Annotated in this window: 23 protein-coding genes and 1 pseudogene; 7 read left to right on the top strand and 17 right to left on the bottom strand. The window is 70.5% G+C overall.

Going from position 1 to position 26,120, the window contains the following annotated elements; all coding sequences use genetic code 11:
• Position 1: 1 nt before the first annotated feature.
• Genes CRM89_RS02615 through CRM89_RS02605 form a run of 3 tightly spaced genes read right to left on the bottom strand, consistent with a single transcriptional unit; the run spans position 2 to position 2,625 of the window.
• Positions 2–754: an amino acid ABC transporter ATP-binding protein gene (locus CRM89_RS02615; protein WP_041560031.1), complete on the bottom strand. Its 753-nt coding sequence runs from the start codon at positions 752–754 to the stop codon at positions 2–4.
• Between the two features lie 35 nt (positions 755–789).
• Entirely contained in the window at positions 790–1,716 is a 927-nt protein-coding gene (locus CRM89_RS02610; RefSeq protein ID WP_011208421.1) for an amino acid ABC transporter permease, read from the bottom strand.
• Positions 1,717–1,719: 3 nt separating this feature from the next.
• Complete coding sequence (locus CRM89_RS02605; protein ID WP_050767991.1) at positions 1,720–2,625, bottom strand: ABC transporter substrate-binding protein; 906 nt, start codon at positions 2,623–2,625, stop codon at positions 1,720–1,722.
• A 266-nt stretch (positions 2,626–2,891) separates the two neighbouring features.
• On the opposite strand from CRM89_RS02605, the gene CRM89_RS02600 reads away from it, so the two are divergent.
• Both CRM89_RS02600 and CRM89_RS02595 read left to right on the top strand, forming a co-directional pair.
• Positions 2,892–4,562, top strand: a complete 1,671-nt coding sequence (locus CRM89_RS02600; protein WP_098083134.1) for an acyl-CoA synthetase — start codon at positions 2,892–2,894, stop codon at positions 4,560–4,562.
• Between the two features lie 80 nt (positions 4,563–4,642).
• Entirely contained in the window at positions 4,643–4,969 is a 327-nt protein-coding gene (locus CRM89_RS02595; RefSeq protein ID WP_127516042.1) for a hypothetical protein, read from the top strand.
• Between the two features lie 19 nt (positions 4,970–4,988).
• Here CRM89_RS02595 and CRM89_RS02590 read toward each other — a convergent pair whose 3' ends face one another.
• Entirely contained in the window at positions 4,989–5,810 is an 822-nt protein-coding gene (locus CRM89_RS02590) for an RNA polymerase sigma factor SigF (RefSeq protein WP_060592408.1), read from the bottom strand.
• A 194-nt stretch (positions 5,811–6,004) separates the two neighbouring features.
• Here CRM89_RS02590 and CRM89_RS02585 point away from each other — a divergent pair, with 194 nt between their 5' ends.
• Positions 6,005–6,979 carry a sensor histidine kinase gene (locus CRM89_RS02585; protein ID WP_082668638.1) on the top strand — a complete coding sequence of 325 codons (975 nt, stop codon included), beginning with the start codon at positions 6,005–6,007 and terminating at the stop codon, positions 6,977–6,979.
• Between the two features lie 21 nt (positions 6,980–7,000).
• Here CRM89_RS02585 and CRM89_RS02580 read toward each other — a convergent pair whose 3' ends face one another.
• Both CRM89_RS02580 and CRM89_RS30700 read right to left on the bottom strand, forming a co-directional pair.
• Complete coding sequence (locus CRM89_RS02580) at positions 7,001–8,314, bottom strand: APC family permease (RefSeq protein ID WP_098083133.1); 1,314 nt, start codon at positions 8,312–8,314, stop codon at positions 7,001–7,003.
• 49 nt (positions 8,315–8,363) lie between these two features.
• Entirely contained in the window at positions 8,364–8,510 is a 147-nt protein-coding gene (locus CRM89_RS30700) for a hypothetical protein (protein ID WP_157838365.1), read from the bottom strand.
• Between the two features lie 200 nt (positions 8,511–8,710).
• Between CRM89_RS30700 and CRM89_RS02575 the strand changes: the two genes are divergently transcribed.
• Entirely contained in the window at positions 8,711–9,232 is a 522-nt protein-coding gene (locus CRM89_RS02575; protein WP_011208414.1) for a hypothetical protein, read from the top strand.
• Positions 9,233–9,241: 9 nt separating this feature from the next.
• On the opposite strand, the gene CRM89_RS02570 is transcribed toward CRM89_RS02575, so the two are convergent.
• Entirely contained in the window at positions 9,242–10,537 is a 1,296-nt protein-coding gene (locus CRM89_RS02570; protein ID WP_098083132.1) for an RNA polymerase sigma factor, read from the bottom strand.
• A 20-nt stretch (positions 10,538–10,557) separates the two neighbouring features.
• Positions 10,558–10,986, bottom strand: a complete 429-nt coding sequence (locus tag CRM89_RS02565; protein WP_011208412.1) for a YciI family protein — start codon at positions 10,984–10,986, stop codon at positions 10,558–10,560.
• A 392-nt stretch (positions 10,987–11,378) separates the two neighbouring features.
• Between CRM89_RS02565 and CRM89_RS02560 the strand changes: the two genes are divergently transcribed.
• Positions 11,379–12,155, top strand: coding sequence for a PRC and DUF2382 domain-containing protein (locus CRM89_RS02560; protein WP_060593424.1), 777 nt, complete (start codon positions 11,379–11,381; stop codon positions 12,153–12,155).
• A gap of 112 nt (positions 12,156–12,267) precedes the next feature.
• On the opposite strand, the gene CRM89_RS02555 is transcribed toward CRM89_RS02560, so the two are convergent.
• Positions 12,268–13,350 (bottom strand): isocitrate/isopropylmalate dehydrogenase family protein, encoded by a 1,083-nt coding sequence (locus CRM89_RS02555; RefSeq protein ID WP_098083131.1) that lies wholly within the window; start codon positions 13,348–13,350, stop codon positions 12,268–12,270.
• A 210-nt stretch (positions 13,351–13,560) separates the two neighbouring features.
• Between CRM89_RS02555 and trxA the strand changes: the two genes are divergently transcribed.
• Positions 13,561–13,935: a thioredoxin gene (gene trxA / locus CRM89_RS02550; protein ID WP_011208409.1), complete on the top strand. Its 375-nt coding sequence runs from the start codon at positions 13,561–13,563 to the stop codon at positions 13,933–13,935.
• Positions 13,936–14,035: 100 nt separating this feature from the next.
• On the opposite strand, the gene CRM89_RS02545 is transcribed toward trxA, so the two are convergent.
• Positions 14,036–14,470 (bottom strand): alpha-isopropylmalate synthase regulatory domain-containing protein, encoded by a 435-nt coding sequence (locus CRM89_RS02545; protein WP_011208408.1) that lies wholly within the window; start codon positions 14,468–14,470, stop codon positions 14,036–14,038.
• A 487-nt stretch (positions 14,471–14,957) separates the two neighbouring features.
• On the opposite strand from CRM89_RS02545, the gene CRM89_RS02540 reads away from it, so the two are divergent.
• Positions 14,958–16,448, top strand: coding sequence for an amidase (locus CRM89_RS02540; protein ID WP_098083130.1), 1,491 nt, complete (start codon positions 14,958–14,960; stop codon positions 16,446–16,448).
• A gap of 22 nt (positions 16,449–16,470) precedes the next feature.
• Here the strand turns inward: CRM89_RS02540 and polA are convergent, their stop codons facing one another.
• The 7 genes and pseudogenes from polA to CRM89_RS02510 all read right to left on the bottom strand — a co-directional run bounded on the left by polA (position 16,471) and on the right by CRM89_RS02510 (position 25,904).
• Positions 16,471–19,203, bottom strand: coding sequence for a DNA polymerase I (polA, locus tag CRM89_RS02535; protein WP_098083129.1), 2,733 nt, complete (start codon positions 19,201–19,203; stop codon positions 16,471–16,473).
• Between the two features lie 127 nt (positions 19,204–19,330).
• Entirely contained in the window at positions 19,331–20,026 is a 696-nt protein-coding gene (locus CRM89_RS31520) for an ABC transporter ATP-binding protein (protein WP_060593426.1), read from the bottom strand.
• Between the two features lie 366 nt (positions 20,027–20,392).
• Positions 20,393–21,346: pseudogene (locus CRM89_RS31515) on the bottom strand (ABC transporter ATP-binding protein); the annotation flags it as partial.
• Entirely contained in the window at positions 21,343–22,743 is a 1,401-nt protein-coding gene (locus tag CRM89_RS02525) for a branched-chain amino acid ABC transporter permease (RefSeq protein WP_060592422.1), read from the bottom strand. The gene CRM89_RS02525 and the pseudogene CRM89_RS31515, both read right to left, overlap by 4 nt.
• A complete protein-coding gene (locus tag CRM89_RS02520; protein WP_011208403.1) occupies positions 22,740–23,753 on the bottom strand; it encodes a branched-chain amino acid ABC transporter permease in 1,014 nt (337 codons plus the stop codon). Before CRM89_RS02520 ends, CRM89_RS02525 begins: the two co-directional genes overlap by 4 nt.
• A 108-nt stretch (positions 23,754–23,861) precedes the next feature.
• On the bottom strand, positions 23,862–25,061 hold the full coding sequence (locus CRM89_RS02515) for a branched-chain amino acid ABC transporter substrate-binding protein (RefSeq protein ID WP_041560025.1): 1,200 nt from the start codon (positions 25,059–25,061) through the stop codon (positions 23,862–23,864).
• 228 nt (positions 25,062–25,289) lie between these two features.
• Positions 25,290–25,904, bottom strand: a complete 615-nt coding sequence (locus CRM89_RS02510; RefSeq protein ID WP_011208401.1) for an ANTAR domain-containing response regulator — start codon at positions 25,902–25,904, stop codon at positions 25,290–25,292.
• Positions 25,905–26,120 lie beyond the last annotated feature (216 nt).

Raw genomic sequence — 26,120 nt, 5'->3', positions numbered from 1 at the left:
ATCAGAGCAACCGGGACAGGAAGGCCTTGGTCCGTTCGTGCTTCGGCTGCGCCAGCACCTCGCGCGGGGCTCCCGCCTCGACCACCACCCCGCCGTCCATGAACACCAGCTGATCGGCGACCTCGCGGGCGAACCCCATCTCGTGGGTCACCACCACCATCGTCATGCCGCTGTCGGCGAGTTCCCGCATGACGGTGAGCACCTCGCCCACCAGCTCCGGATCGAGCGCCGAGGTCGGCTCGTCGAACAACATGAGCTTGGGGTCCATCGCCAGCGCCCGGGCGATCGCCACCCGCTGCTGCTGGCCGCCGGAGAGCTGGGCCGGATAGGCGTTGGCCTTGTCCCGCATGCCGACCCGGGCCAGCAGTTCCTGGCCGCGGGCCACCGCCTCGGCCTTGGGGATCTTCTTCACCTGCACCGGCGCCTCGATGATGTTCTCCAGCGCGGTGCGGTGCGGGAACAGGTTGAAGTGCTGGAACACCATGCCGATGTCGCGGCGCTGCCGGGCCGCCTCGCGCGGATGCAATTCGTAGAGCTTGTCGCCCTTCTGCCGGTAACCGACGAGTTCGCCGTCGACGTAGAGCCTGCCCGCGTTCACCTGCTCGAGGTGGTTGATGCAGCGCAGGAAGGTGGACTTGCCCGAGCCGGACGGCCCGATCATGCACAGCACCTCCCCGCGCCCCACCTCCAGCGAGACGCCCTTGAGCACCTGCAGGGCGCCGAAGTTCTTGCAGACCCGGTCGGCGCGGATCATCGGCGGCGCCGCGGCGGCGCCTTTCGTCGTGGACGTCATTTCGCGGCATCCAGCTTCTGTGCGTCGGCCAGTTCACGCAGTTGCTTGGCGGTCAGCTGCCGCGACGCACCGCGCGAGTAGTGCCGTTCCAGGTAGTACTGCCCGACCATGAGCACGCTGGTGATGGCCAGGTACCAGGTCGCGGTCACCAACAGCAGCGGGATCGGCTGGAAGTTCACCCCGTAGATGTCGCGGGCCCGGCCGTACAGGTCGGTGCTGAGCGGGATGGCGGTCACCAGGGAGGTGGTCTTGAGCATGCCGATCAGCTCGTTGCCGGTGGGCGGGATGATCACCCGCATCGCCTGTGGCAGCACGGTCCGGCGCATGGTCTGCGCCCAGGACATGCCGAGGGCGATGGACGCCTCCCGCTGTCCCTCGCCGACGGAGTTGATCCCCGCGCGGACGATCTCGGCCATGTAGGCGGCCTCGTTGAGGCCGAGACCGATGACCGCGAAGGCGAACGCGGCCTGCAGGCCCTGCACGTCGAGGTGGAAGAACTGCGGCCCGAACGGCACGCCGAGGTCGATCTGCCGGTACAGCGAGGGGAACAGGCCCCAGAACACCAGCTGCACGAACACCGGCGTGCCGCGGAAGATCCACAGGTACACCCACGCGGTGGAGCGCAGCACCGGATTCGGCGACAGCCGCATCACCGCGAGCACCGTGCCCAGCACGATGGCGATGGCCATGGCGAGCACGGTGAGCTCGAGGGTCACCAGCGCGCCGGAGAGGATGCGGGTGTCGAACAGGTACCGGCCGTAGGTGCCCCACTGGTAGGCCTCGTTGGTGGCCGCGCCGTAGACGAACAGGCCGAGCAGCACCAGGATGATCCCGGCCGCGATCCAGCGGCCGGGCCTGCGCAGGGGAACAGCTTTGATGGGCTCCGGTTCCCGCGACACCGCGGGGTCGTCGCTACCGGTCATCGGTCAGCTCACGGCCCCGTTGATCACCGATTCGGTGATGGCGCCGTCCTGCACGCCCCAGTTCTCGGTGATCTGCTTGTACTGGCCGTTGCGGATGAGGTGGTTGACCGCCGCCTGCAGCACCGCCGCCAGCGGCGAGCCCTTCTGCACCGCCCAGCCGTAGGGCGCGGAGTCGAAGACCGGGCCCGCGGGCTCGATCTTGCCGCCGCTCTGCTTGATGGCGTACGCGGTGACCGGCGAGTCCGCCGACATCGCGTCCACCTGGCCCTGGACGAGGGCGTTGGTCGCCGCGCTCTGCTCGTCGAAGGCCTTGATGTCGATCGGCGGCTTGCCCTGCGCCACGCACTCGGCGCTCTTGGCGGGCACCTCCTCGGTGTGCTCGACGGTGGTGGCCTGCACCGCGACCCGCTTGCCGCAGGCGTTCGCCGGGTCGATCGGCTTACCGGTCTGCTGGGCCCACTGGATGCCCGCGTTGAAGTAGGTGGTGAAGTCGACCTGCTGTTCGCGTTCCTTGGAGTCGGTGATCGAGGACATGCCGACGTCGTAGGTGCCCGCCTGGATGGCCGGGATGATCTTCTCGAACGCCGATTCCACGTATTCGGCCTGGATGCCGAGCACGGCGGTGACCGCGTCCATCAGATCCACGTCGAATCCGACGATCTTGCCGTCGGCGTCCCGGTACTCGTTGGGCTGATAGGGCACGTTCACCCCGACCACCAGCTTGCCGGACTGCTTGATCTTGTCGGGCAACCGGTCGGCGATCTCGGTGACCTTGTCCACCTGGACCTTCGACGCCGCCGGACCGGACTCCTCGGTGTTGGTCGTGCACCCCGTCAACACCAGCGCACCACCGACGACCGCGGCGAAAGCCCGCACCGCGGACCCGCCAAGCACTGATCGAACAGACACAGCACCCTCCACTTTTCGATTGGGTGAAACCCGGGTGTCACCACCCGTTCGCAATGTAAGCGACGGGGGGCGTTCGTGTTGGACAGTAATGGAAGCGAAACACGAATTCGTCATCGCCGAACCCGCGCGCGCGTCGGGCGCCGGCGGCGGATTTCCGCAATAAGTGAATGGATATTCTGCCCCTGCACTAGGCTTTCCCGCAGGCCGGAGCGACCGGCGCCGCGGAAACGCGGCCAGCACAACCACTCGGCTGAAGGGGTTTTCCAGTGGGGACGACGGTATCGCCGCGGACGGCGTTGCGGACGGTGACCGACGCGGTGGCGGCGCTGCGCGTGCTCGGCAAACGCGGCATGATCGACATGCGGCGCCCGGGTGAGACCATCCGCACGATGCGCGACGCCGACATCTACGGCCCGTTCGTCACGGTGCTGCGGCACGCGGTGCGCACCTACGGCGACGCCCCCGCGCTCGTCGACGAACACGGCACCCTCTCGTTCACCGAACTCGACGCGCGGTCCGACGCACTGACGTGCGGGCTGGCCGCGGCCGGACTCGGCCCGGACACGGTGCTGGCGTCGCTGTGTCGCGACCACCGCGGCTTCGTGCTCACCATGCTCGCGGCCGGGAAGCTCGGCGCGCGGCTGGTGCTGATGAACACCGGATTCGCCAAGCCGCAGCTGGCCGACGTGGCCGCGCGCGAGCAGGTCGGGGCGATCCTGTTCGACAGCGAGTTCGCCGCCGTGGTCTCGGCGGTGCCCGAGACCACCGCGCGTTTCCTGACCTGGGTGGACGAGGAACACGAGGTCGACCCGGCGATCCCCGCCATCGACGCGCTCGTGGACGCACACCGGGGCGAGGCGCCCGCCGCGCCCGAGCGCCCCGGCGGGATCGTCATTCTCACCAGCGGCACCACCGGGACACCGAAAGGCGCACCGCGCGACAAGGTCTCGCCGTTGCAGTCGGCGCAGTTCCTCGACCGCATCCCGATGCCGCGCGAGGACACCATCGTCATGGCGGCACCGATCTTCCACGGCACCGGGCTCTCCCAGTTCGGGCTGGGCTGGGGCCTGGGCAACAAGGTGGTGCTGCGGCAGCGCCGCTTCGACGCGGAGGCCACCGTCGCCGCGGTGGCCGAACACCGCGCGGCGACCCTGGTGCTGGTGCCGACGATGTTGCAGCGCATCATCGATCTCGGTCCCGACGTGCTCGGGCGGTACGACACCTCGTCGCTGCGGGTGATCTTCGCCGCCGGCTCGGCGCTGTCACCGGATCTGAGCAAGCGCACCGAGGCGGCGTTCGGCGAGGTGCTCTACAACCTCTACGCCTCCACCGAGGTCGCCGTGGCCGCCGTGGCCACCCCGCGCGACATGCGGGAGGCGCCGGGCACCGTCGGCCGTCCGCCGGTGGGTTGCCGGGTCGCCCTCTACGACGAGCAGCGCAGGCGGATCACCGAACCCGGCGTGGTCGGCACGATCTTCGTCTCCAGCGGGCTGAGCTTCAGCGGATACACCGACGGCCGGAACAAGGAGATCGTCGACGGGCTGCTCTCCAGCGGTGACGTCGGGCATTTCGACGCCGAGGGACGGTTGTTCATCGACGGCCGCGACGACGACATGATCGTCTCCGGCGGTGAGAACGTCTTCCCGCTGGAGGTGGAGAACCTGCTGGTCGAGCGGCCCGACGTGCTCGAGGCCGCCGTCGTCGGCGTGCCCGACCGCGACTTCGGCACGCGGTTGCGCGCTTTCGTCGTGCCCGCGGAGGGCGCCGCCCGTGACCCGCAGGAGATCCGCGCCTACGTCAAGGCGAACCTGGCCAGGCACAAGGTCCCGCGCGACGTCGTGTTCCTCGACGAACTGCCGCGCAACGCCACCGGCAAGCTGCTGCGCCGCGTGCTGGCGGAGACCGAGGTGGGCGAGCAGTCGACCGCCACCGAATAGGACCACCGAACCGCCCGCGAAACGCCGCGTTGTCGGCCGCGGGGGTGCCCGCGCGGCCCGGCGGGGGAACAATGGCGCCCGTGACGGGTGCACCGGAACCCTGCCCGCTGGACTGCCTGGTGGAGATCACCTGGCCGGCGGGCGCACGCCCCTGGTGGGCGGCCCGGCACACCGGCAGCCGGGCGCAGGTGGCCGCCGCGCTGGACGAGCTGGCACTGCGGGTCGCCATCGATCACTGGGCGCGGGCGCTGTCGGTGCTGGACCGTCCCCTGGTCGGATACAGCCTCACCGTGTGCGAGCCCGACGGGCACTTCCTCATCGACTACGCCGCCGCGGTGGCCGTGCACTCGGTGCCCGCCGTCATCCACGCCCACGCCACGGCGCTGCGGGAACGCAGCCGCCGCTGAGCGGACGCCACGGGCGATGTCAGGAGGCGGGCACCGGCTCGGCCAGCGCCTTCTCCCGCAGCATGGTCAGCGTCTTGGCCAGGATCCGCGACACCTGCATCTGCGAGCAGCCGAGCAGGCGGCCGATCTCGGCCTGGGTCTTGTTGTCGTAGAACCGCAGGATCAGCACCTGTCGTTCGCGTTCGGGGAGTGCGGCGATGAGCGGGCGCACCGCCATCGCGTCCTCGAGCAGGCCGTAGCACGGTTCCACCGCGCCAAGGCGGTCGGCGATCGGCAGCGCACCGCCCTCCTCGGTGGTCCGCTCGCCGCCGTCGAGGGATTCGGTGGTGAAGGCATTGCGCGCCACCAGCGCCTGGGTGACCTCGGTGAGTTCCACACCGAGTTCGCTCGCCAGCTCCCGTGCGGTCGGCTGCCGCCCGAGCTGGTGGGTCAGCCGGTCGGTGGCCGGGCCGAGCAGCTGGTGCAGTTCCTTCATCCGGCGCGGCACCCGCACCGCCCACCCGTGATCACGGAAGTAGCGGCGCACCTCGCCCATGATGGTCGGCACCGCGAACCCGAGGAACGAGTCGCCGTGTTCGAGGTCGAACCGGTCCACCGCGTGCACCAGGCCCAGCCGCGCGATCTGCAGCAGGTCCTCGAACTCGACGCCGCGGTTGGTGAACCGGCGAGCGATGTTGTGTGCCAGCGGCAGGCAGCGGTGCAGGATCTCCTCCCGCACCACCGCGCGGTGCGGGTCGTCGGCGTCCAGTGCGGCCAGCTTCTCGAACCAGGGCTCGATGTTCTCGTACCCGTCACCTTCCGACGGCGACGGTTCGTTTCGTGCCTGCATCGAGTTGCTCATTCGGATACCTCGTTTCCACGCGACTTCGACTCCTGTCCAATATCCGGGTGCACCCGGGATCAAACAGCCCGGCGAGATTTGTTCCGGACGGCCGGTCGGCGCGCCGAACGGCACGCCGACGGGCGATCGGGCTGTTCGCCCGTGGGTGGTACCGTCGCTTGATCTGCCCGGCAGGCGGTCGAAGGGGCACGCACATGGTGATCGGAAGCGAGCGCGGCGGCGATGACGCGCGCTCGGAGCCGGTCCATGCCCACGACGACCCGTTCCACCATCCGGCCTTCTTCTACCGCGACTCGGAGGAGTACCTGGCGGGCACGCTGGCCTTCATCGGCGCCGGCCTCTCCCGTGGCGAGCCGGTGGCCGTCTCGGTGCCGGGCCCGAACCTCGCCTTGATCCGGGCCGCCCTCGGCGCCGACGCCGCCGACGTCCGGCTGATGGACATGACCGTGGAGGGCCGCAACCCCGGCCGGATCATCCCCGGCGTACTGCGCGCCTTCGCCGACGAGCACCCGGAGGGCCGGGTGCGCATCATCGGCGAACCGATCTGGGCGAGCCGCTCGGCCACCGAGTACCCGGCGTGTGCCCAGCACGAGGCGCTCATCAACGCCGCGTTCACCGGCCGCGAAGTGAGCATCCTGTGCCCCTACGACGTGTCCCGGCTGGCCCCGGCCGTGGTCGAGGACGCTCACGCCACCCATCCGGTCGTGCTGGACGGCCACGGCGAGCGGGTGAGCCCCGCCTACGACCCCGACCGGATCGTGGCCACCTACAACCAGCCGCTGCCGGATCCGCCGCCCACCGCCTTCCTGCGCGAGTTCGACGCCGCCGCGCTCACCCCGGTGCGGCATCAGGCCGTCGACTACGTCCGCGCCCTCGGCATGAGCACCGCCCGGGTGACCGACCTGGAGCTGGTGGTCGGGGAGACCACCACGAACTCGGTGGTGCACGGCGGCGGTTCGGGCACGCTCGCGCTGTGGGTGCAGTCCGGTCAGCTGGTATGCCAGGTCAGCGACGGCGGCACCATCACCGATCCGCTGGCCGGGCGCCGCCCCGCTCCCCCGCTGCGTCCCGGCGGGCGGGGCCTGTTGCTGGTCAACCACCTCGCCGACTTGGTGCGGCTGCACACCGCGCCGTCCGGCACCACCCTGCGAATGTACTTCGACCTCTGAGCCGCTCAGCCCACCGGCCGCTCAGCCCACCGGCTCGGGCTCGCGCCGGGCCCGCACCCGCCCGCGCACGGCGTTGACGGCGCCGAGCAGCAGACCGAGCCCGAGCAGCACCGCTCCGCGCACCCACACCTCCGACTCGATGCGGGTGAACAGGAACAGGCACGACGCCAGTCCCAGCCACGGCACCACCGTCGGCACCCGGAAGTGGTCGCCGGTCGCGGGTTCGCGCCGCAGGATCAACACGGCGATGTTCACCGCGCCGAACACGACCAGCAGCAACAGCACCAGGGTGGCGGCGAGCGCGGCCACCTCGCCGGTCAGCGCGAGCACCAGCGACACCGCCGAGGTCGACAGGATCGCCACCCACGGGGTGCGCCGCACCGAGAGCACCCGGCCCAGCGCCGCGGGCAGCAGCCCGTCGCGGGCCATGCCGTAGGCCAGCCGCGAGGCCATGATCCCGGTGAGCAGCGCACCGTTGGCGACGGCGACCAGCGCGATGACGGCGAACAGCCGCTCGGGCACACCGCCGGCCACCCGCACCACCTCCAGCAGCGGGCCGGTGGAGTTCGCCAGCACGTCGGTGGGCACCGCGGCCGCGGCGACCACGCCGATCGCCACGTACACCGCACCGGCGGTCAGCAGCGCGCCGAACAGGGCGCGCGGGTAGGTGCGGCGCGGATCGCTGACCTCCTCGGCGAGATTGACCGAGGTCTCGAAGCCGACGAAGGAGTAGTAGGCCAGCACCGCGCCCGCCAGCGTCGCCCCGACCACGCCCTGTTCAGCGGTACCCAGCTGGGTGAGCCGGCCCGGATCGCCGTCACCGCGCACCAGCACCCAGGTGCCCAGGCCGATCACCAGCAGCAACCCGCCCAGTTCGACCGCGGTGGCGGCGACGTTGGCACCCAGCGACTCCTTGATGCCGCGCAGGTTCAGCGCGGCGAGCGCGAGCAGGAACACCACCACGACGACGACCGTCGGCAGCGTCACCAGCTCGGCCAGATAATCGGAGGCGAAGCCGCGGGCCAGCGCGCCGACCGACACCACCCCCGCGGCCAGCATGCAGAACCCGATGAAACTGCCCGCCGCGGGCCCGAACGCCAGCGTCACGTAGTGGGCCGACCCACCCGCCCGCGGACAGCGAGTCGCCAGTTCGGCATACGAGCCCGCGGTCAGGCAGGCCAGCACCAGCGCGGTCAGCAGCGGCACCCACACCGCGCCGCCCGAGGCCGCCGCGATCTGGCCGACCAGCACGTACACTCCCGCCCCCAGCACGTCACCGAGGATGAAGAAGTACAGCAGCGGCGTGCGCACCACCCGTTTCAAGGTCATCGGCATACCGGGTCGGATACCCCGGCGCACGCGGTTCAGCCCGGCCGCGGCCGGGTCAGAGCAGGGCGAGCGCCAGGCTGGCGGCGGCGATCAGGGCGATCCAGACGACCAGCACGCCGCGCGCCGAGGCGGGGCGGCCGAATTTCGGGGCGGGCGGGCGGGGTCGGCGTCGTACGGAACCGGTCATGGCGACAGTGCTCACGGTCCACCTCCTGAAGCGAGTGTGTGTGCCTGTCCCCCACCGGCTACCCGTTCCCGGCGGCCGATCGCGCGATCGCGAGATGGGCCACAGTCGGGTTTCACCGAACCGGTTGCCGCAGGGCCCGATTCGTTGCCCGCCTGCTTGTAGGGTGCACGGGGGAAATCCCGGCGCAGGGCCCGGGAACGACGGGAAGGACGACGATGTCGGAAGCCTCGGCCGAGGTGCTCCTCGACGACTTCGAGAACAAGGACAATTGGGAACTGGCCGGGCCGGGTGCGGAGCGCACCCACCTGACCACCTTCGCCGAGGGCGCGCCGTGGAAGCGGCCCGGCGTCTACGCCGACGGCGCGGCGGGCGCCGACCACCGCGCGGTGGTGCTGCTGATCCGTTCGGCCACCGAGGGTTTCGCGGTGGAGCTGGCGGCGCGCGCCGACCGCCCGATCACCGTCGCGGGCCCGATGACCGCGTTGTGTCTGTGGGTGCGCTCGCCGCACGCCTCCCTCACGGTGGGGGCACGGCTGCGGCACGGCGGCGCCGACACCGAGGTCGACCTGGGCCGGGTGACCGCGGCGGGTGAGTGGACCCGGCTCGAATTCCGGCCCGCCGAGCCACTCGCCGATGTCGAGCTGCGCGCGGTGACCATCCGCCTGGACGAGGTGGTCAAGCGCGCGGGCGAGGTGATGATCCTGTTCGACGACCTGACCGCCGCCACCGGCGCCTGACCCGCACGCTCAGTCCAGGGCGGCCAGCTTGCGCCGCAGCAGTGCCCGTTCGCCGGCATTGCCCGCCAGCCGCAGGGCGCTCTCGTACTCCGCCCGCGCCTCGCCGGTCCGGCCCAGCTGCCCGAGCAGTTCGGCACGGGCGGCGTGCAGGTAGTGGTAACGGGCGAGCGCGGCTGTGCCGAGCAAGCCGTCCACGATGCGCAGCGCCGCCGCGGGGCCCGCGGCCATCGACACCTCGACGGCGCGGTTGAGTTCGACGATCGGCGAGGGCGCCAGCCTGCCCAGCGCCTCGTAGAGCAGCACGATGCGGTCCCAGTCGGTCTCGGCCACCGAGGGCGCCAGCGCGTGCGTCTCGGCGATGGCGGCCTGCAGACCGTAGGCGCCGCGGCCGCGGCCGAGCGCGTCGGCCCGGGCCAGCGCCGCCTGCCCGCGCAGGATGCGGGAGCGGTCCCAGCGGGAACGGTCCTGGTCGGCGAGCAACACCGGCTCGCCGTCCGGGCCGATCCGCGCCGGGAACCGCGCCGCGGTCAGCTCCATCAAGGCGACCAGCCCGTGCACCTCGGGTTCGTCGGGCACCAGCTCGGCGAGCGCGCGCCCGAGCCGCAGCGCCTCCCGGCTCAGGTCCGGCCGCATCCACTCCTCGCCCGAGCCGGCGGCGTGCCCCTCGTTGAACACCAGATACAACACGCCGAGCACACCGGAGAGCCGGTCGCCGAACTCCGCGCGTCCGGGCACCGCGAACGGCACCTTCGCCGCGGCCAGTGTCTTCTTCGCCCGGACGATCCGCTGCTGGACCGTCGCCGTCGGCACCAGGAACGCCCGCGCGATCTCCTCGCTGGTGAGGCCGCCGACCACCCGCAGCGTCAACGCGACCTGGGCCTCCCTCGACAGCACCGGGTGGCACGAGACGAACAGCAGCCGCAGCACGTCGTCGCCGATGTCGTCGGGGTCCCACGGCAGCGGCGCACCCGCGCCGACCGCCGCCGCCTCCTCGGCGGCCAGGTCCCGCGCGAACATCGCCAGCCGTTCGTCGTAGCGCTCCTGCCTGCGCCACCCGTCGATCGCCTTGCGTTTGGCGACGGTGGTCAGCCACGCGCCGGGGTTGGCGGGCACCCCGGTGCGCGGCCACTGCGCCAGCGCGTCGGCCAGCGCCTCCTGGGCCAGGTCCTCGGCCAGCGCGAAGTCGCCGACCGCACGGGTGAGGGTGGCGACGATGCGCGCGGACTCGATCCGCCACACCGCCGCGACGGAACGCCGCACCGACTCGTCGGGGCCGGTGCGGGTTCCGTCGTCGGATCCGGTCATGTCGTCGGGCCGCCGACCGGTCAGGCGGTACCGGTGCCGGTGCCGAGCTCTTCGCGCCAGGCGGATTCCTTCTGCACCCACTCGTTGTCCTGCGGGAAGTCCTCCGGCTCGGTGACCCGCCTGACCTCGATCTTGGAGCCGGGGCCGAGCGGCACCCGCTTGGCCCATTCCACCGCCTCCTCCTTGGAGGCGACGTCGAGCAGCCAGAAGCCGCCGAACAGTTCCTTGGTCTCGCCGTAGGGACCGTCGGTGACCAGCGGCGGGTCTGCGGAGAAGTCGACGACGAACCCCTCCTCGGGCTCGCGCAGCCCCTCACCGCCCAGCAGCACACCGGCCTTCATCAGGGACTCGTTGAACTTGCCCATGTCCTCGATGATCTGCTCGAACGGGATCTGCTTGGCCGCCTCGATCGCCTCGTCGGTCGCCCGCATGATCAGCATGTACTTCATCGATCCGCTCCTTGTCCGGGGGCCGCCATTCGACCCTCTCACCCTGGCGTCGAACGATAGGACCCCGGATCGACAGGCACGCCGACTTTTTTCGAGAGAATTTTTTCCGGCCCTCAACTGGACGGTTGCCATCGCACGCACCCGGCCGGTTCCCGAGCGGCCTGCCGCCCCGCCGTGCTCCGCAATTACCGAACGGAAATAGCGTGTCCCACCGGGGATTCTGCCGATCCACTCCTCACGCCGGTGTTTGCCCGCGACCCGCCCGGGTAGTTGCGCGAATGTAGCTGATCAGCACATCAGGTCGAACATCTCGATCACGTACCGCGGTAACACGAGCTCCGCGCCTCACGCCGGGGTGGCGGGGACATCCACCGACAACCCGAGGAGTGATCATGACTCAGGCAACGCTCGATTCCCTGATCGGCAGCACCGTCATCGACGCCAACGGCGAGAAGATCGGCAAGGTCAAGCAGATCTACATCGACAACGAGAACGGCTCGCCCACCTGGGTGGCGGTCTCGACCGGAATGTTCAGCAGCGATTCGCTGGTACCGCTGGCCGGGGCCCAGCACCAGCGCGACAAGGAAGCGCTGCGGGTGCAGGTGAGCAAGGAGCGGGTGAAGTCCGCCCCGCACCTGGACCAGGACGGCCGGATCAGCCGGGAGGCCGAGACGGAACTGTTCTCGCACTACGGCATCGATCCACGCCGGGCGGGCTGGGACACCTACGGTCGCCAGCACATCCGCCCCGGGCCGGACGAGCCGATGACCCACGGTCGCGACGACGCCCTGATCCGCTCGGAGGAACGGCTCGAGGTCGGCACCGAACGCGAGACGGTGGGCCGCGCACGCCTGCGCAAATATGTCGTGGAGGAGGACCAGACGATCAACGTCCCCACCCGGCACGAGGAGGTCCGCGTCGAACGGGAGCCGATCACCGATCCCGGCCGGGTCGGCCGCACCGACCTGGGTGAGGACGAGCGCGAGGTGACCCTGCACGCCGACCGGGTCACCGTGGACAAGGAAGCGGTGCCGGTCGAGCGGGTGCGCCTGGCTGTCGACGATGTCGAGGACCAGCAGACGGTGTCGGAGAACGTCCGCAAGGAGTACATCGACACCGAGGGCGTACCGACCGAGCAGCGCCGTCCGGGGCCGCGCGACCAGCGCTGAGCCCCGCCCGCACCGTGGAGCCCGGCGACCCCGGGCTCCACGCCCATCCGGCTCGCCGCGCTACCACCCTGGCCGCGCTTCCACCCTTGCCGCGCTGACCACCCTTGCCGCGCTACCGCCGATGCACCCGGGCGCACACCTGCTCGGTGAACTCGGCGGTCGAGGCCTGCCCGCCCAGATCCGCGGTGGCGATCCCGGCGGCGAAGGTCGCCGCCACCGCGCGCTCGATCCGTTCGGCGGCGCGGCTCAGCACCGACTCGCCGCGCCGGATCGCCAACCACCGCAACAACATCGCCGCCGAGCACTGCAGCGCCACCGGGTTGGCGCGATTGTGCCCGGCGATGTCGGGCGCGGCCCCGTGCACGGCCTGGGCCATCGCGCGCGTCGCCGAGCAGTTCAGCGACGCCGCCGTGCCGAGCGATCCGCTCAGCTGTCCCGCCAGATCGGAGAGGATGTCGCCGAACAGATTCTCGGTGACCACTACGTCGTAGTCGCCCGGGGCGCGCACCAGATGCGCGGCCGCGGCGTCGACGTGCTCGTCGTCGACCACCACCCCCGGATACGACGCCGCCACCTCGTAGCAGACGTCGCGGAACAGCCCCATCGTGCGCGGCAGCACGTTGGCCTTGTGCACGATGGTCACCTTCTTGCGCCGCGTCTGCGCCAGCCGGAACGCCTCGTGCGCGATGCGCTCGGTCGCCTGCCTGCTCACCACCGCGACCGCCATCGCCAGATCGATGCTCGGCTGGAACTCGCCCGAGCCCGCGACCATGTTCCGGTCGGCGTAGAAGCCTTCGCTGTTCTCCCGCACGATCACCAGATCGATGTCGGGCGCCGCGGCCCGCACGCCGGGCAGCGCGCGGGCGGGGCGGATGTTGGCGTAGAGGTCGAAGTGTTTGCGGATCGCCCCGCCCGGCGGCACCGCGCCGCGATGCTCGCCGGGATAGGAGGCGTTGTCGTGCGGCCCGAGGATCCAGGCGTCCACCGCGGCCAACCCGTCGAGGGTCTGCTGCGGCAGCGGTGTGCCGTATTCCTCGATCGCGCGGTGGCCGATCAGCAGCGGCACCCACGCCACCGCCGCGCCGCCCGCCGCCGCCAGCGCCTCGTCGACCACCGCCCGGGTCGCGCGCACCACCTCCGGTCCGATACCGTCACCGTCGATCAGCCCGAGCCGGACCGCCTTCGCATCGCTCACCGAGCCATCTTCGCGCCCGGCCCCCGCCGTGCTCGCTCCGACCCGCCCGGTGCCGACGACGACCTGCCCGAACGAGGTGATTTCGCCGCCGCGAGCGGGTACTCGCCCGAGAAGTGGCGACGCCCGACCCTCCGGTCCCGGAGGACGAGCCGGGAAGATAGGCACCGCGCCGGGCGTTACAGCAGGCGAAACACGACACGAGAGGACGTCATGGCCACCCAGACGCTGACCCAGCAGAATTTCGATGAGGTAGTCACCGGGAACGACGTGGTACTCGTCGATTTCTGGGCCGAATGGTGCGGTCCGTGCCGCAGCTTCGCGCCCACCTACGAGGCCTCCTCCGACAAGCACCCCGATGTCGTGCACGGCAAGGTCGACACCGAGGCCGAGCAGGCGCTGGCGGCGGCCGCCAACATCCGCTCGATTCCGACCATCATGGCCTTCCGCGAAGGCGTGCTGGTGTTCGCGCAGCCCGGTGCCCTGCCGCCCGCCGCGCTCGAGGATCTGGTCACCCAGGTCAAGGCGCTCGACATGGACGAGGTGCGCAAGCAGCTCGCCGAGCAGCAGCAGGGCGCGGCCGAGTAGTCCACCCGGGCACGCCCGGACGAGACGGCAGTGCCCCGGAGAGAACGAAACGGGTCGTCCACCGCGCGGTGGACGACCCGTTCGTCGTGTGCGGCCGGGGTCAGGAGCCGAGTCGGTTGATCCCGGAAATCATTGCGCGCGCGGAGGATTCGGCGCTGTCGTCGGCGAGCGCGGCGCCCCAGCCACGCTTTCCGTTGACCTCGCACTGCACGAAGGTCGCGGTGCCCTCGCTGGTGCGGCGCTGGTGGAACTGCAGGATCTCGACCGGGAAGCCCTCCTCGTAGAGGGCCGAGGTGAGCGCGGCGACGGGGCTGCCGATGGTGGCGACGGTGCGCAACCGGTCGGCGAACTCCAGCGTCGCGGTGTACGCGGCGGCGCGGCCGCCGACGGCGACCCAGTCGCTGAGCCGGACGGGTCCGGAATCCTGGCAGTAGCGGTCGTAGAACTCCGCCGGGCTCATCCCGGCGCTCTCGGCGCGCAGGGTTCTGGGGGCGGCGGAGACGAAGGCATGCGGATCAAGGGCGAGAAAAGTCATTGAAGTAGGTCTTCCCGAAGAAGTCGGCGGAGGGGACCAGCATCAACAAAAGAGAAAAACAGCCCGCAGCGAGGGGGCCGGTCCGAATCAGACCCCGCTACGGCGGGTTACTACGACGACGGGTAGTGCCTGCGCCGGCTCGAAGGCGGTAGCCTGCGTAACCACGGTCAGCCCGGCAAGGGCCCGCGCGAGCGCCGCGTCGCGGTCTGCGGCACGGTGCACTGCACGGAGGCTGTGGGCGGGATTCGGCACGCGTCCGAGGATAGGCACCCACACGCCCGATGGCAACCTCATTTCGCGCCCGATTCGCCTACCGGTGAGTATCATCACCGCAGCTCAGCTGCGCAGTCCCGGCCTGAGCGGGGCGACCGCCGTGGTCAAGCTCGACTCCCGCCTCCTCGCGCCGATCCGCCCGGGCGCACAATCGGCGTGTCGCCGTGGTGTGTGTCTCCCCGGGCGGCACGGGTGCACGGTGAGAGGAGAAGTGATGCGTTTCGACGAGTACCGCGCCCACGACGCGGTGGGCCTGGCCGAATTGGTCGCGCGCGGGGAGGTGCGCGCCGCGGACCTGCTCGAGGTGGCGCTGGCCCGCTGCGCGGAGGTGGACCCGGTACTGAACGTGCTCACCCGGCTGATGGAGGGCGAGGCCCGCGAGCGCGTGGGCGGCGCCCTCGACGGCCCACTCGCCGGTGTGCCGTTTCTCGTCAAGGATCTGATGCAGGACTACGCCGGGCTGCCCACCTCCGGCGGCACCGGTCCGTTGCGGACCGTGCCCGCGGTCGAGCACAGCATCGTGGTGCGGCGGTGGCTGGCCGCCGGGCTGGTGATCTTCGGCAAGACCACCACCCCGGAGTACGGTTGCAAGGCGGTCACCGAGTCGCGCACCTTCGGAATCACCCGCAACCCTTGGGATCTCACGCGTACACCGGGTGGCTCCTCCGGCGGTTCGGCCGCGGCGGTCGCCGCGGGCGTGGTGCCGGTCGCGGGCGCCAACGACGGCGGCGGTTCGATCCGGATCCCCGCCGCGTGCACCGGGCTGTTCGGGCTCAAACCCGGCCGCGGCCTGGTCCCCAACGGTCCACTCGCCGGTGACGCCATCCTCGGCGCGGGCGTGCAGGGCGTGATCTCGCGCAGCGTGCGCGACACCGCGGTGATGCTCGACATCCTCTCCCCGCCCGACCCGGGCGCGCCCTACACCGTCGCCCGGCCCGAGACGTCCTACCGCGCGGCGCTGGACACCCCGCCGCCCGCGCTGCGCATCGGCTTCACGCACCGCTCGCCCTTGGACACCCCGGTGCATCCGGAGGCGGTCCGCGCGGTCACCGAGACCGCCCGCCTGCTCGAATCCCTCGGCCACACCGTGGAATCCGCGGAACCGGCGATCGACGGCGTGCGGCTGGCCCGCGATTTCATGACCGTCTGGACCACCCACCTGGCCGCCTCGGTCGCCGACACCTGCGAGCGCACCGGCGCCAAGCCCACCGACTTCGACGTCGACACCCAGACGATGGCGGCGGTCGGGCGGACCGTCCCCGCGCCCGCGCTGGTGACCGCGGGCGACCGCTGGAACGAGTACACCCGCGCGCTGGCCGATTTCCACGGCCGCTACGACCTGCTGCTCACCCCCACCCTGGCCGAGCCGCCGCAACCCATCGGCACCAACCGCCTGCCCGCGGCACTCGAAACCATCCTGCCGCCGATCCTGCGCGCGGGCGCGGGGCACCTGATCTCCCGCAGCAGCATGTACCGGGGCATGGTGACCAGCCATCTGGCCGCGACACCGTTCACCCAGCTGGCCAACGTCACCGGCCGCCCGGCGATGAGCGTGCCCCTGCACACCACCGCGGACGGGTTGCCGCTCGGCGTCCATTTCACCGGGCCGAGCGGCAGCGAAGCGCTGCTGCTGCGGCTGGCGGCGCAGCTCGAGACGGCCGCGCCCTGGTTCGACCGCCATCCGCCCGCCGATCCCACCCGATAGCCGGACCGGCGGGGGTGGCCCGTCAGTGCGCGGCGGCGTCCCAGCTGCGCCCGGTGCCCACCGACACGTCCAGCGGCACCGACAGCGCGATGGCCGCGGACATCTTCTCCCGCGCCAGCTGCTCGAGCGCGTCCCGCTCGCCCTCGGCCACCTCGAAGACGAGTTCGTCGTGGATCTGCAGCAGCATCCGCGAGCGCAGCCCGGCCTCCCGGATGCCGCGGTGCACGTCGATCATCGCCACCTTGATGATGTCGGCCGCGGTGCCCTGGATCGGCGCGTTGAGCGCCATCCGCTCGGCGGCCTCGCGGCGCTGCCGGTTGCTCGAGTCCAGGTCGGGCAGGTAGCGGCGGCGACCGAACAAGGTCTCGGTGTAGCCGACCTTGCGAGCCTGCTCGACCACCTCGTACAGGTAGTCGCGGATGCGGCCGAAGCGGGAGAAGTAGATGTCCATCTGCTCCTTGGCCTCGGCGGTGCTGATCTTGAGCTGGGCGGACAGCCCGTAGGAACTCAGCCCGTAGGCCAGCCCGTAGGACATGGCCTTGATCCGGCGGCGCAGCTCCGGGCTCACCTCCGCGATCGGGATGTCGAAGGCCTTGGACGCGACGAAACTGTGCAGGTCCTCCCCCGAGTTGAAGGCCTCGATCAGGCCCTCGTCGCCGGACAGGTGCGCCATGATGCGCATCTCGATCTGGCTGTAGTCGGCGGTCATCAGCTCCGCGTAGCCCGGGCCCACCACGAAGGTGTCGCGGATCATCCGGCCGGTGTCGGTGCGGATGGGGATGTTCTGCAGGTTCGGCTCGGTGGAGGACAACCGGCCGGTCGCGGCGATGGTCTGGTTGAACGTGGTGTGGATGCGTCCGTCGTCGGCCACCGACTTGAGCAGGCCGTCGACGGTCACCTTCAGCCGGGTGGCGTCGCGGTGGGCGAGCAGATGTTCCAGGAAGGGGTGCTGGGTCTTCTCGAACAGCGATTCCAGCGCGTCGGCGTCGGTGGTGTAGCCGGTCTTGGTGCGCTTGGTCTTGGGCATGTCGAGCTCGTCGAACAGCACCACCTGCAGCTGCTTGGGCGAGCCGAGGTTGATCTGCTTGCCGATCACCCCGTAGGCGGCCTCGGCGGCCTGGGCCACCTTGTCGGCGAATTGTCGTTGCAGCGCCTCCAGCTGCTCGCAGTCCACCGCGATGCCCGCCTCCTCCAGCGTGGCGAGCACGCCGAGCAGCGGCAGTTCCATGTCGGTGAGCAGCGCGGTGGACTCGATCTGCTCGAGTTCGGCGTCCAGCGCGGCGGCCAGGTCGAGCACGGCGCGGGCGCGCAGCATCTCCGCGCGCGCGGTCTCGGCGTCGACGGCGTCCTCGTCGTCGAGCAGCGAGAGCTGGGCGTTGTCGTCGGTCTCGGCGCGCAACTCGCGGTGCAGATAGCGCAGCGAGAGGTCGTCGAGGTTGAAGCTGCGCTGCCCGGGGCGCACCAGATAGGCCGCGAGGGCGGTGTCGCTGGTGAGCCCACCCAGCGTCCAGCCGCGCCCGCGCAGCGCGTGCATGGCCGACTTGGCCTCGTGCAGCGCCTTGGGCACCGCCGGGTCGGCCAGCCAGGCGGCCAGCGCCGCCTCGTCCTCGGGGGTGAGCACGGTGACGTCGATGTAGCCGCTCTCGCCGTCGGCGGCGGCGATGGCCAGCGCCTGCACGTCACCGCGCGCGGGCGCGCCGCTACCGACCACCGAGACACCGTGGCGCACATCGGCTTTCGCGTGTTCGGCGAGCCAGTCGGCGACCGCGCCGACGGCCAGCGCGCCGCCGCTGATCTCGAACCCGGACTCGGCCTCCTGCTGCGGCGGCGCCAGCGTCTCGAACAGGCGGTCGCGCAGCACCCGGAACTCGAGGTCGTCGAAGAGACGGTGGATCTTCTCGCGGTCCCACGGCCCCTGCGCCAGCTGATCCGGCGTGTAGGGCAGCGGCACGTCCTTGACCATCTCGGTGAGCTGCCGGTTGAGCACCACGCTGCTCAGATTGGCGCGCAGCGCGTCGCCGACCTTGCCCTTGACGGTGTCCACCTTGTCCACCAGCGTGGCCAGGTCGCCGTACTCGCGGATCCACTTCGCCGCGGTCTTCTCCCCCACGCCGGGAATGCCGGGCAGGTTGTCGCTGGGGTCGCCGCGCAGCGCCGCGTAGTCCGGGTACTGGTTGGGGGTGAGACCGTATTTGGTCATCACCTCCTCGGGAGTGAACCGCGTGAGGTCCGAGACGCCCTTGCGCGGGTAGAGCACGGTGACGTCGTCGTCGACCAACTGGATCGAGTCGCGGTCGCCGGTGACGATGAGGATGCGGAAACCCTCGGCCTTGGCCTGGGTGGTGAGCGTGGCGATCACGTCGTCGGCCTCGAAACCGTCGATCGCCATGACCGGGATGCCGAGCGCGCCGAGCACGTCCTTGGTGAGCTCGACCTGCCCGCGGAACTCGTCCGGCGTCTGGCTGCGGTTGGCCTTGTACTCGGGGTAGGCCTCGGTGCGGAAGGTCTTGCGGGAGACGTCGAAGGCCGCGGCGATGTGCGTGGGCTTCTCGTCGCGCAGGAGGTTGATGAGCATGGCGGTGAAGCCGTAGACGGCGTTGGTGGTCTGCCCGGTGACCGTCTTGAAGTTCTCCGCCGGTAGGGCGAAGAACGCGCGGTAGGCGAGCGAGTGCCCGTCCAGCAACAGCAGGGTCGGCCGCCCGCCCTCGGCGCCGGGAGCGGGAGTGGAACGCGAGGCAGTCGTCGGTGAGCTCACCACCCAGAGTCTAGGGACCGGCACCGACAGGCCGATACGCCGACACCACCCCGATCTCCGGTCCGCCGCGCGCCCGGCGATGCGACATCCCCACCGCACCGCCGGGCCCGCAACGCCCGCCGCGCCGCTAGCCGACCCCGAGATAGGCCGATTTCACCGCCGGATCGGTGAGCAGGTCCGCACCGCTGCCGGTCTTGGTGACCGCCCCGGTCTCCAGGATGTAGGCGCGGTCGCTGCGGGCCAGCGCCTGCTGGGCGTTCTGCTCCACCAACAACACCGTGGTGCCCTGCTGGTTGATCTCGCTGATGATCCGGAAGATCTGCTGGATCACCATCGGCGCCAGACCCATCGACGGCTCGTCGAGCAGCAGCAGCCGCGGCCGGGCCATCAGGGCGCGCCCGATCGCCAGCATCTGCTGCTCGCCGCCCGACAGCGTGCCGCCGACCTGTTTGCGCCGCTCGCGCAGGCGCGGGAACAGTTCGAACACCCACTCGAGGGTCCGGGTGTACTCCGCCTTCTGCTTGAACACCCGCCCGTAGCAACCCATGTCGAGGTTCTCCTGCACCGTCATGCCGGGGAACACGCCCCGGCCCTCGGGTGCTTGGATGAGCCCGCCGACCACCCGGTCGTGCGCCTTCACCGTGGTGATGTCGCGGCCCTCGAACCGGATGCGGCCGCGGGTCAGCGGTAGCAGCCCCGACAGGGCGCGCATGGTGGTGGTCTTGCCCGCCCCGTTGGCGCCGAGCAGGGTCACCAGCTCGCCCTCGGCCACCCGCAGCGAGACCCCGTGCAGCGCCTGGATGCGGCCGTAGTTGACCACCATGTCCTCGACCTCGAGCAGTGCCGGGGCGTCGGAGGTGCGCGTCGAAAGATCCGGTGCCGCACCGGTTCCGGACCGGTGCGCGTCCGCCGGGTCCGTCGTCGCCGGGTCGATTTCCGGACGGGCCGGCTCGCCCACCCGCACGGCGGGTCCCGCGCCGGGCTTCGGAATCGGCAGCTTCTGCGTCGGATACTCCCCGCCGGCCTGCCCGGCCTCCCGCTCGGCCCCGGTCTGCCCGCCCTCCGGCTCGGCCCCGCCCTGCCCGGCCGCCCGCCCGGCCCCGGCCTGCCCCGCGTCCGGCTCGGCCCCGGCCCGCTCGCCGCCCGACTCGACTCCATCCCGCCCGGCGTCCCCCGCCTGCTCCGCGCCGACCTGGTCGTCGGGCACGCCCAGGTAGGCCGCGATCACCGCCGGGTCGTCGCGGATCTCGGCGGGCAGCCCGTCGGCGATCTTGCGGCCGAACTCGAGCACCACGATCCGGTCGGTCACGCCCATCACCAGGCGCATGTCGTGCTCGATGAGCAGTACGGTGAAGCCGTCGTCGCGGATCTTGCGGATCAGGTCCATCAGCGCCGACTTCTCGCTGGGATTGAACCCCGCGGCGGGCTCGTCCAGGCACAGCAACTTCGGCTCGGTGGCCAGCGCGCGGGCGATCTCCAACCGGCGCTGGTCACCGTAGGAGAGGTTGCGCGCCTTCTCCACCGCTCGCGGCGCGATACCCACGAACTCCAGCAGCGCCATGCCGCGCTCGATGGCGTCGCGTTCCTCCCGGCGATGCCGGGGCGTGCGGAACACCGCGCCCGGCACCGAGGTCTTGTGCCGGGCGTCGGTGCCCACCACCACGTTCTCCAGGGCCGTCATCTCCCCGAACAACCGCACGTTCTGGAAGGTGCGCGCTATGCCGAGGCGGGTGATGGCGTTGCGCTTGGTCTTGGTCAGCGGCTTGCCGTCGAAATACACCAGCCCGGCGGCGGGTCGGTACACGCCGGTGATCGCGTTGAAGCAGGTGGTCTTGCCCGCGCCGTTGGGGCCGATCAGGCCGAGGATCTCGCCGCGGCGGATCTCGAAGCTGACGTCGTCGAGCGCGGTGAGGCCGCCGAACTTCACGGTGAGCCCGTCGGTGCGCAGCAGCGGCTCGCCGACCGCGGTCTCGATCGTCCGGTGCGGTGCGACGACCTCGGCCACCGCGTCCGCGTCGGCGAGTTCGGGTGCCACCGCGGTCACGTCGACCTCACCGGCGCTCTCGGCTTCCGGCGGCGCGGCGTACCCGGCGGCGATGTCCTCGTTGTCGAACAGCGCGTCACCCGCGCCCGGCCCGGTCACTTGCCCGCTCCGATCGGCTCGCCGACGGTGGGTTTGCGCACCGCCTGATACACCTGCCTGCCGTAGCTGAGCAGCTTCTGCCGCACCGGGAACAGGCCCTGCGGCCGCAGAATCATCATCACCACCAACGCGATACCGAAATACAGATACTTGAGGTCGCCCAGCGATTGCGCGCCGCCCGGGCGGAACAGCAGCACACTGCCCAGCAGCAACGCCGCCATCACGCCGGTGAAGACCATCCCGGCGATCACCCCCCGCCGCACCCAGGCGCCGAGATCACGGCCCTTGTAGCGCCACAGCACGAGCAGCCCGACGAACAGCACCACGTCCACGATCAGCAGCACATAGCCGGTCGACTCGCTGTCCACCAGGTTCACCGAGGTCAGCCGCTTGGGCAGGTAGGCGATGATGAACGCGCCGAAGATGACGCCGAGCTTGTTGCCCTGGCCGCCGATCACCACCGCGCACAGGAACAGCATCGAATTGATGATGTTGAATCCGGTCGGATTGATGAACTGCACCTGGCCGGCGTACATCGCGCCGGACAGTCCGCCCACGGCCGCACCGATGAGGAAGGCCCACAGCTTGAACTTGAAGGTCGGCACGCCCATGATCTCGGCGGCGTCCTCGTCCTCGCGGATCGCCACCCAGGCCCGGCCCACCCGGCTGCGCTCGAGGTTGCCCACGATCAGCAGCACCACGATCACCAGCGCGAGCCCGAGCCAGTACCAGTAGGTGCCGTAACTCGCGCGGTCGAGCAGGTTGGCGCTGGCCGGGTCGCCGGTGTTGCCCGCGGAGAACACCCCGTTGGGTTTGCTCTCGGATTCGCCGACGTGCGGGTAGGCCACCTCGGACAGGCCGAGGCTGCCGTTGGTCAGTTCGTGCAGGTTGTCGGCGAGCAGGCGGACGATCTCACCGAAGCCGAGGGTCACGATGGCCAGGTAGTCACCGCGCAGCCGCAGCGTCGGCGAGCCCAGGATCAGCCCGGACAGCGCCGTCACGGCCACCGCGATGGGCAGGCAGGCCAGCCACGCCCACTGCGGGTCGAGCCAGCCGCCGTCGGTCTGGTTCCACGGGCTGTTCGGGCTGGTGAGCAGGCCGACGGTGTACGCGCCGATGGCGTAGAAGCCGACATAGCCCAGGTCCAGCAGACCCGCTTGGCCGACAACCACATTCAGGCCGATGGCGATGAGCGCGAACATCGCGAACTCGGCCATCACCAGTCCGAAGTTGTAGGCCGGGGTGTCCAGGACGGGCGGCGGGAACAGCGGCAGCAGCGCCAACGCGATGATCGCGGGCACACCGACCGCCCACTGCGCGGGCCGCGACAGGCCGTCCCACCAGGTGCGCAGCGCGTCGCCGAGACCGGCCCGCGCCGGAGTCGTGGTCGTGCTCATGCCCGTGCCTTCCCGAGACTCTCGCCGAGGATGCCCGTCGGCCGCACCATCAGCACCGCTACCAGCACCACGAACGCGACCACGTCGCGCCATTCGATGCCGAGCAGGATCTGGCCGTACTGCTCGACGATGCCGAGCAGCAGGCCGCCGAGCAGCGCGCCGCGCAGGTTGCCGATGCCGCCGAGCACCGCGGCGGCGAAGGCCTTGATGCCGAGGATGAATCCGCCCGAGTAGATGATCGCGGGCGGGATCTTGATCGCGTACAGGGTGGCCGCCGCACCGGCGAGCAGGCCGCCGATGAGGAAGGTCAGCATGATCACCCGCTCGCGCGAGACACCCATCAGCGTCGCGGTGTCCGGGTCCTGCGCCACCGCGCGGATGCCGCGGCCGAATTTCGTTCGGTTGATGAGCATCTCGGTCGCCAGCGCGAGCACCACCGCGGCCACCACGATCAGGATCGCGATGTTGGTGACGTCGGCGCCGCCGAAGCTGAACTGCACGGTCGGCTCCACCAGCTGGATCGGCTGCTGGGCGTTGGTGCCGCCGAGGTCGGGATCGATCTTGGGCAGGATGAAGTGCACGAACTCCTGGAGCACGAACGACATGCCGATCGCGGTGATCAGGAACGCCAGCGGTTTGGCCCCGCGGCGGCGCAACGGCCGATACGCCACCCGTTCCAGGCCGACGGCGGCGCCGCCGGACACCACCATGCCGACCACCATCGCCAAGCCCAGATAGACGACGGTCAGCACCACACCCTGGTCGTAGACGTCGGGCCCGGCCGAGAAGCCGAATATCATCAGGCCGACCAGCTGCCCGAACATGCCCAGCATGAATATTTCCGAATGGGCGAAATTGATCAGTCGCAGCACGCCGTAGACCAGCGTGTAGCCCACCGCGACCAACGCGTAGATGGAACCGTAGGTGACCCCGTCGACGGTCAGGCGCCAGAATTGATCGAAGACGTCCTGGTAATTGAAGTCGATCGAGCTCGCGACAAGGGAGACCATGTCGCTCGATGTCGATGATGTCATTGGAATAGCGCCCTCACCCGTATCCCTCAGGAAACAGCACGCACGGAGGCGGTGCACCTCCGTGCGTGCTGCACTGTCTCGCGCCTACTCGACCTCGTAGATCCAGATCTGCGCGTTGGCGAGTTCGCCGTCGGGGCTCCACTTGTATTGCCGGGCCAGGCCGGGGCCGTCGTAGGAGCGGACGAATTCCAGCAGGTCGGGCCGGGTGACCTTACCGCTGTCGATACCCTTGGCCAGGATCGTGGCCAGGTCGTAGGCCTCCACCGAGTAGACGCCGGGCGCCTGGCCGTTGAGCGCCTCGTAGTCCTTGGCGAACTGCTCCGGCGCCGGACCGCACGGGCAGGTCAGCGTGGCGCCCTTGGCGGCGCTGCCCGCCTGCGCGATGAACTGCGGATCGTTGACACCGTCGGGACCGACGAACACCGCGTCCACGCCACCGGACTTCAGCTGCTGGGCCAGCGGTGCGCCCTCGGCGTAGTAGCCGGCGAAGAACACCGCGTCCGGCTTGGCCGCCGCGATCTTGGTGACGGTGGCCGAGAAGTCCTTGTCGCCCTTCTTGATGCTGGCCGCGCACCCCGGATCGGCGGCCGCGCCCAGCCCCGCGGTGACGCTGTTGGCCAGGCCGACACCGTAATCGGTGTTGTCCTGCACCACGCAGACCTTCTTGTAGTTGGCGGTGTTCACCAGGTACTTGGCGACCGAGGGGCCCTGCACGTCGTCGTTGGCCAGGCCGCGGAAGAAGCTGGTCCAGCCGTTCTGGGTGAGGGTGGCGTTGGTGGCCGAGGAGGTCAGCGCGGCCAGGCCGGCGTCGCTGAGGATCTGGCCGGTGGCCTTGGTCTCGCCGGAGAAGGCGGGGCCGACCAGGCCGATGATCGAGCGATCGTTGACGATCTGCGGGATCACCTGGGTGGCCTTCTGCGGGTCGCCCTCGGTGTCGAACTGCTTCAGCTCGATCCGGCAGCCGGGGTTGGCCTGGTTGTGCTTGTCGAGGGCGAGTTTCACGCCGTTGACGATGTTGATGCCCAGCGCCGCGTCGGGGCCGGTCAGCGCACCCGCCATCGCGATCGCCGTCCCGGGCGGGCAGGTGGCCGAGCCGGTGCCCGCCGGGTCGGCGGCCTGGGCCGGGTCGGTCTTGGGCACTTCCCGGCCCTCGAGGTCCACCTGTGTCACGGGCTGGATGGACAGGCCGCCGGTTCCGGTGCCGGTGGTATCGGAACCGCTGTCGGTGGATTTGTCACTGCATCCGGTCAGTGCGAGTGCGGCGGCGGCACCGATGGCCAACACACCTCGCGTCGTACGACCGCGCCAAGTCGAACTAAGCACGTCTCACCTCTACGTCCTGTGCTCCCCCGGCTGCCCGAGGGGGCCGACCACGTCAGCCCGGTCAGAAACATAGCGTCGCGACGTTCGATCCGCATGACATTGGGAGCACCGAAATGACGCCGTGTCGAATTGTTTACGGCCATCATGTTTCGAGCGAGTAAATTCTCGCCCCGGCGCGCACGCGCGCCCTCACTTGGGCGCGAGGTTCTCCAGCACGACCTCGGCGACGGCCTTCATGGTGGTACGGCGATCCATCGCGGTGCGCTGGATCCACTTGAACGCCTGCGGCTCGGACAGCCCCTGGGTCTGCATCAGCACGCCCTTGGCGCGCTCGACCAGCTTGCGGGTCTCCAGCCGATCGGCCAGGTTCGCGACCTCGCTCTCCAGCGCGGTGATCTCGTGGAAGCGGCTGGCCGCCAATTCGATCGCGGGCACCAGATCGGATTTCGTGAAGGGCTTGACCAGATACGCCATCGCACCCGCGTCCCTGGCTCGCTCGACCAGGTCGCGCTGGCTGAACGCGGTCAGGATCACCACGGGCGCAACACGTTTCGAGGCGATCTCGGCAGCGGCGTCGATACCGTCGCGGCGCGGCATCTTCACGTCCATGATCACCAGATCGGGCCGGTGCTCGACCGCCAGATCCACCGCCTGCTGGCCGTCGCCCGCCTCACCGACGACCTGATACCCCTCCTCGGTCAGCATCTCCACCAGATCCATCCGGATGAGCGCCTCGTCTTCGGCGACGACGACCCGCTTCGCCCCGGCATTCGTCGTGCCGGCGCCCCCAGCTGTAGTGCTCATAGGTAGACCCCTCTGGTTCCGATGCCCTGTCCCCGGCGCACCGCGCGGCGACGCGACACCGACGAACCGGTCTCGCCTGCCCGACACGGCCGCCGAGTGATGTAAAGAGTACCGTTCGGCCACCCGAACAACGCATATACCCTGGGCAAAGGCCGGTCGCCCCGCGGCGTCGCCCGCCCGTTTCGGTGATCGGCCCGTGCACCGGCTATAGTTCAC

The organism is Nocardia sp. FDAARGOS_372 (assembly GCF_002554515.1).
GTDB classification, from domain to species: Bacteria; Actinomycetota; Actinomycetes; order Mycobacteriales; family Mycobacteriaceae; genus Nocardia; species Nocardia farcinica.
This window is presented reverse-complemented; position numbering and strand designations above follow the sequence as displayed.

Excerpts from the sequence above, each read along its gene's own strand:
- CRM89_RS02575 (WP_011208414.1), top strand. The coding sequence starts at position 8,711 with ATGTCGGAAGCCTCGGCCGAGGTGCTCCTCGACGACTTCGAGAACAAG.
- CRM89_RS02525 (WP_060592422.1), bottom strand. The coding sequence starts at position 22,743 with ATGAGCACGACCACGACTCCGGCGCGGGCCGGTCTCGGCGACGCGCTG.
- CRM89_RS02590 (WP_060592408.1), bottom strand. The coding sequence starts at position 5,810 with ATGAGCAACTCGATGCAGGCACGAAACGAACCGTCGCCGTCGGAAGGT.
- CRM89_RS02560 (WP_060593424.1), top strand. The coding sequence starts at position 11,379 with ATGACTCAGGCAACGCTCGATTCCCTGATCGGCAGCACCGTCATCGAC.
- CRM89_RS02570 (WP_098083132.1), bottom strand. The coding sequence starts at position 10,537 with ATGACCGGATCCGACGACGGAACCCGCACCGGCCCCGACGAGTCGGTG.
- trxA (WP_011208409.1), top strand. The coding sequence starts at position 13,561 with ATGGCCACCCAGACGCTGACCCAGCAGAATTTCGATGAGGTAGTCACC.
- CRM89_RS02520 (WP_011208403.1), bottom strand. The coding sequence starts at position 23,753 with ATGGTCTCCCTTGTCGCGAGCTCGATCGACTTCAATTACCAGGACGTC.
- CRM89_RS02615 (WP_041560031.1), bottom strand. The coding sequence starts at position 754 with ATGATCCGCGCCGACCGGGTCTGCAAGAACTTCGGCGCCCTGCAGGTG.
- CRM89_RS02565 (WP_011208412.1), bottom strand. The coding sequence starts at position 10,986 with ATGAAGTACATGCTGATCATGCGGGCGACCGACGAGGCGATCGAGGCG.
- CRM89_RS02540 (WP_098083130.1), top strand. The coding sequence starts at position 14,958 with ATGCGTTTCGACGAGTACCGCGCCCACGACGCGGTGGGCCTGGCCGAA.
- CRM89_RS02545 (WP_011208408.1), bottom strand. The coding sequence starts at position 14,470 with ATGACTTTTCTCGCCCTTGATCCGCATGCCTTCGTCTCCGCCGCCCCC.
- CRM89_RS02580 (WP_098083133.1), bottom strand. The coding sequence starts at position 8,314 with ATGCCGATGACCTTGAAACGGGTGGTGCGCACGCCGCTGCTGTACTTC.
- CRM89_RS02610 (WP_011208421.1), bottom strand. The coding sequence starts at position 1,716 with ATGACCGGTAGCGACGACCCCGCGGTGTCGCGGGAACCGGAGCCCATC.
- CRM89_RS02510 (WP_011208401.1), bottom strand. The coding sequence starts at position 25,904 with ATGAGCACTACAGCTGGGGGCGCCGGCACGACGAATGCCGGGGCGAAG.
- CRM89_RS31520 (WP_060593426.1), bottom strand. The coding sequence starts at position 20,026 with ATGGTGGTCAACTACGGCCGCATCCAGGCGCTGCACGGGGTCTCGCTG.
- CRM89_RS02585 (WP_082668638.1), top strand. The coding sequence starts at position 6,005 with ATGGTGATCGGAAGCGAGCGCGGCGGCGATGACGCGCGCTCGGAGCCG.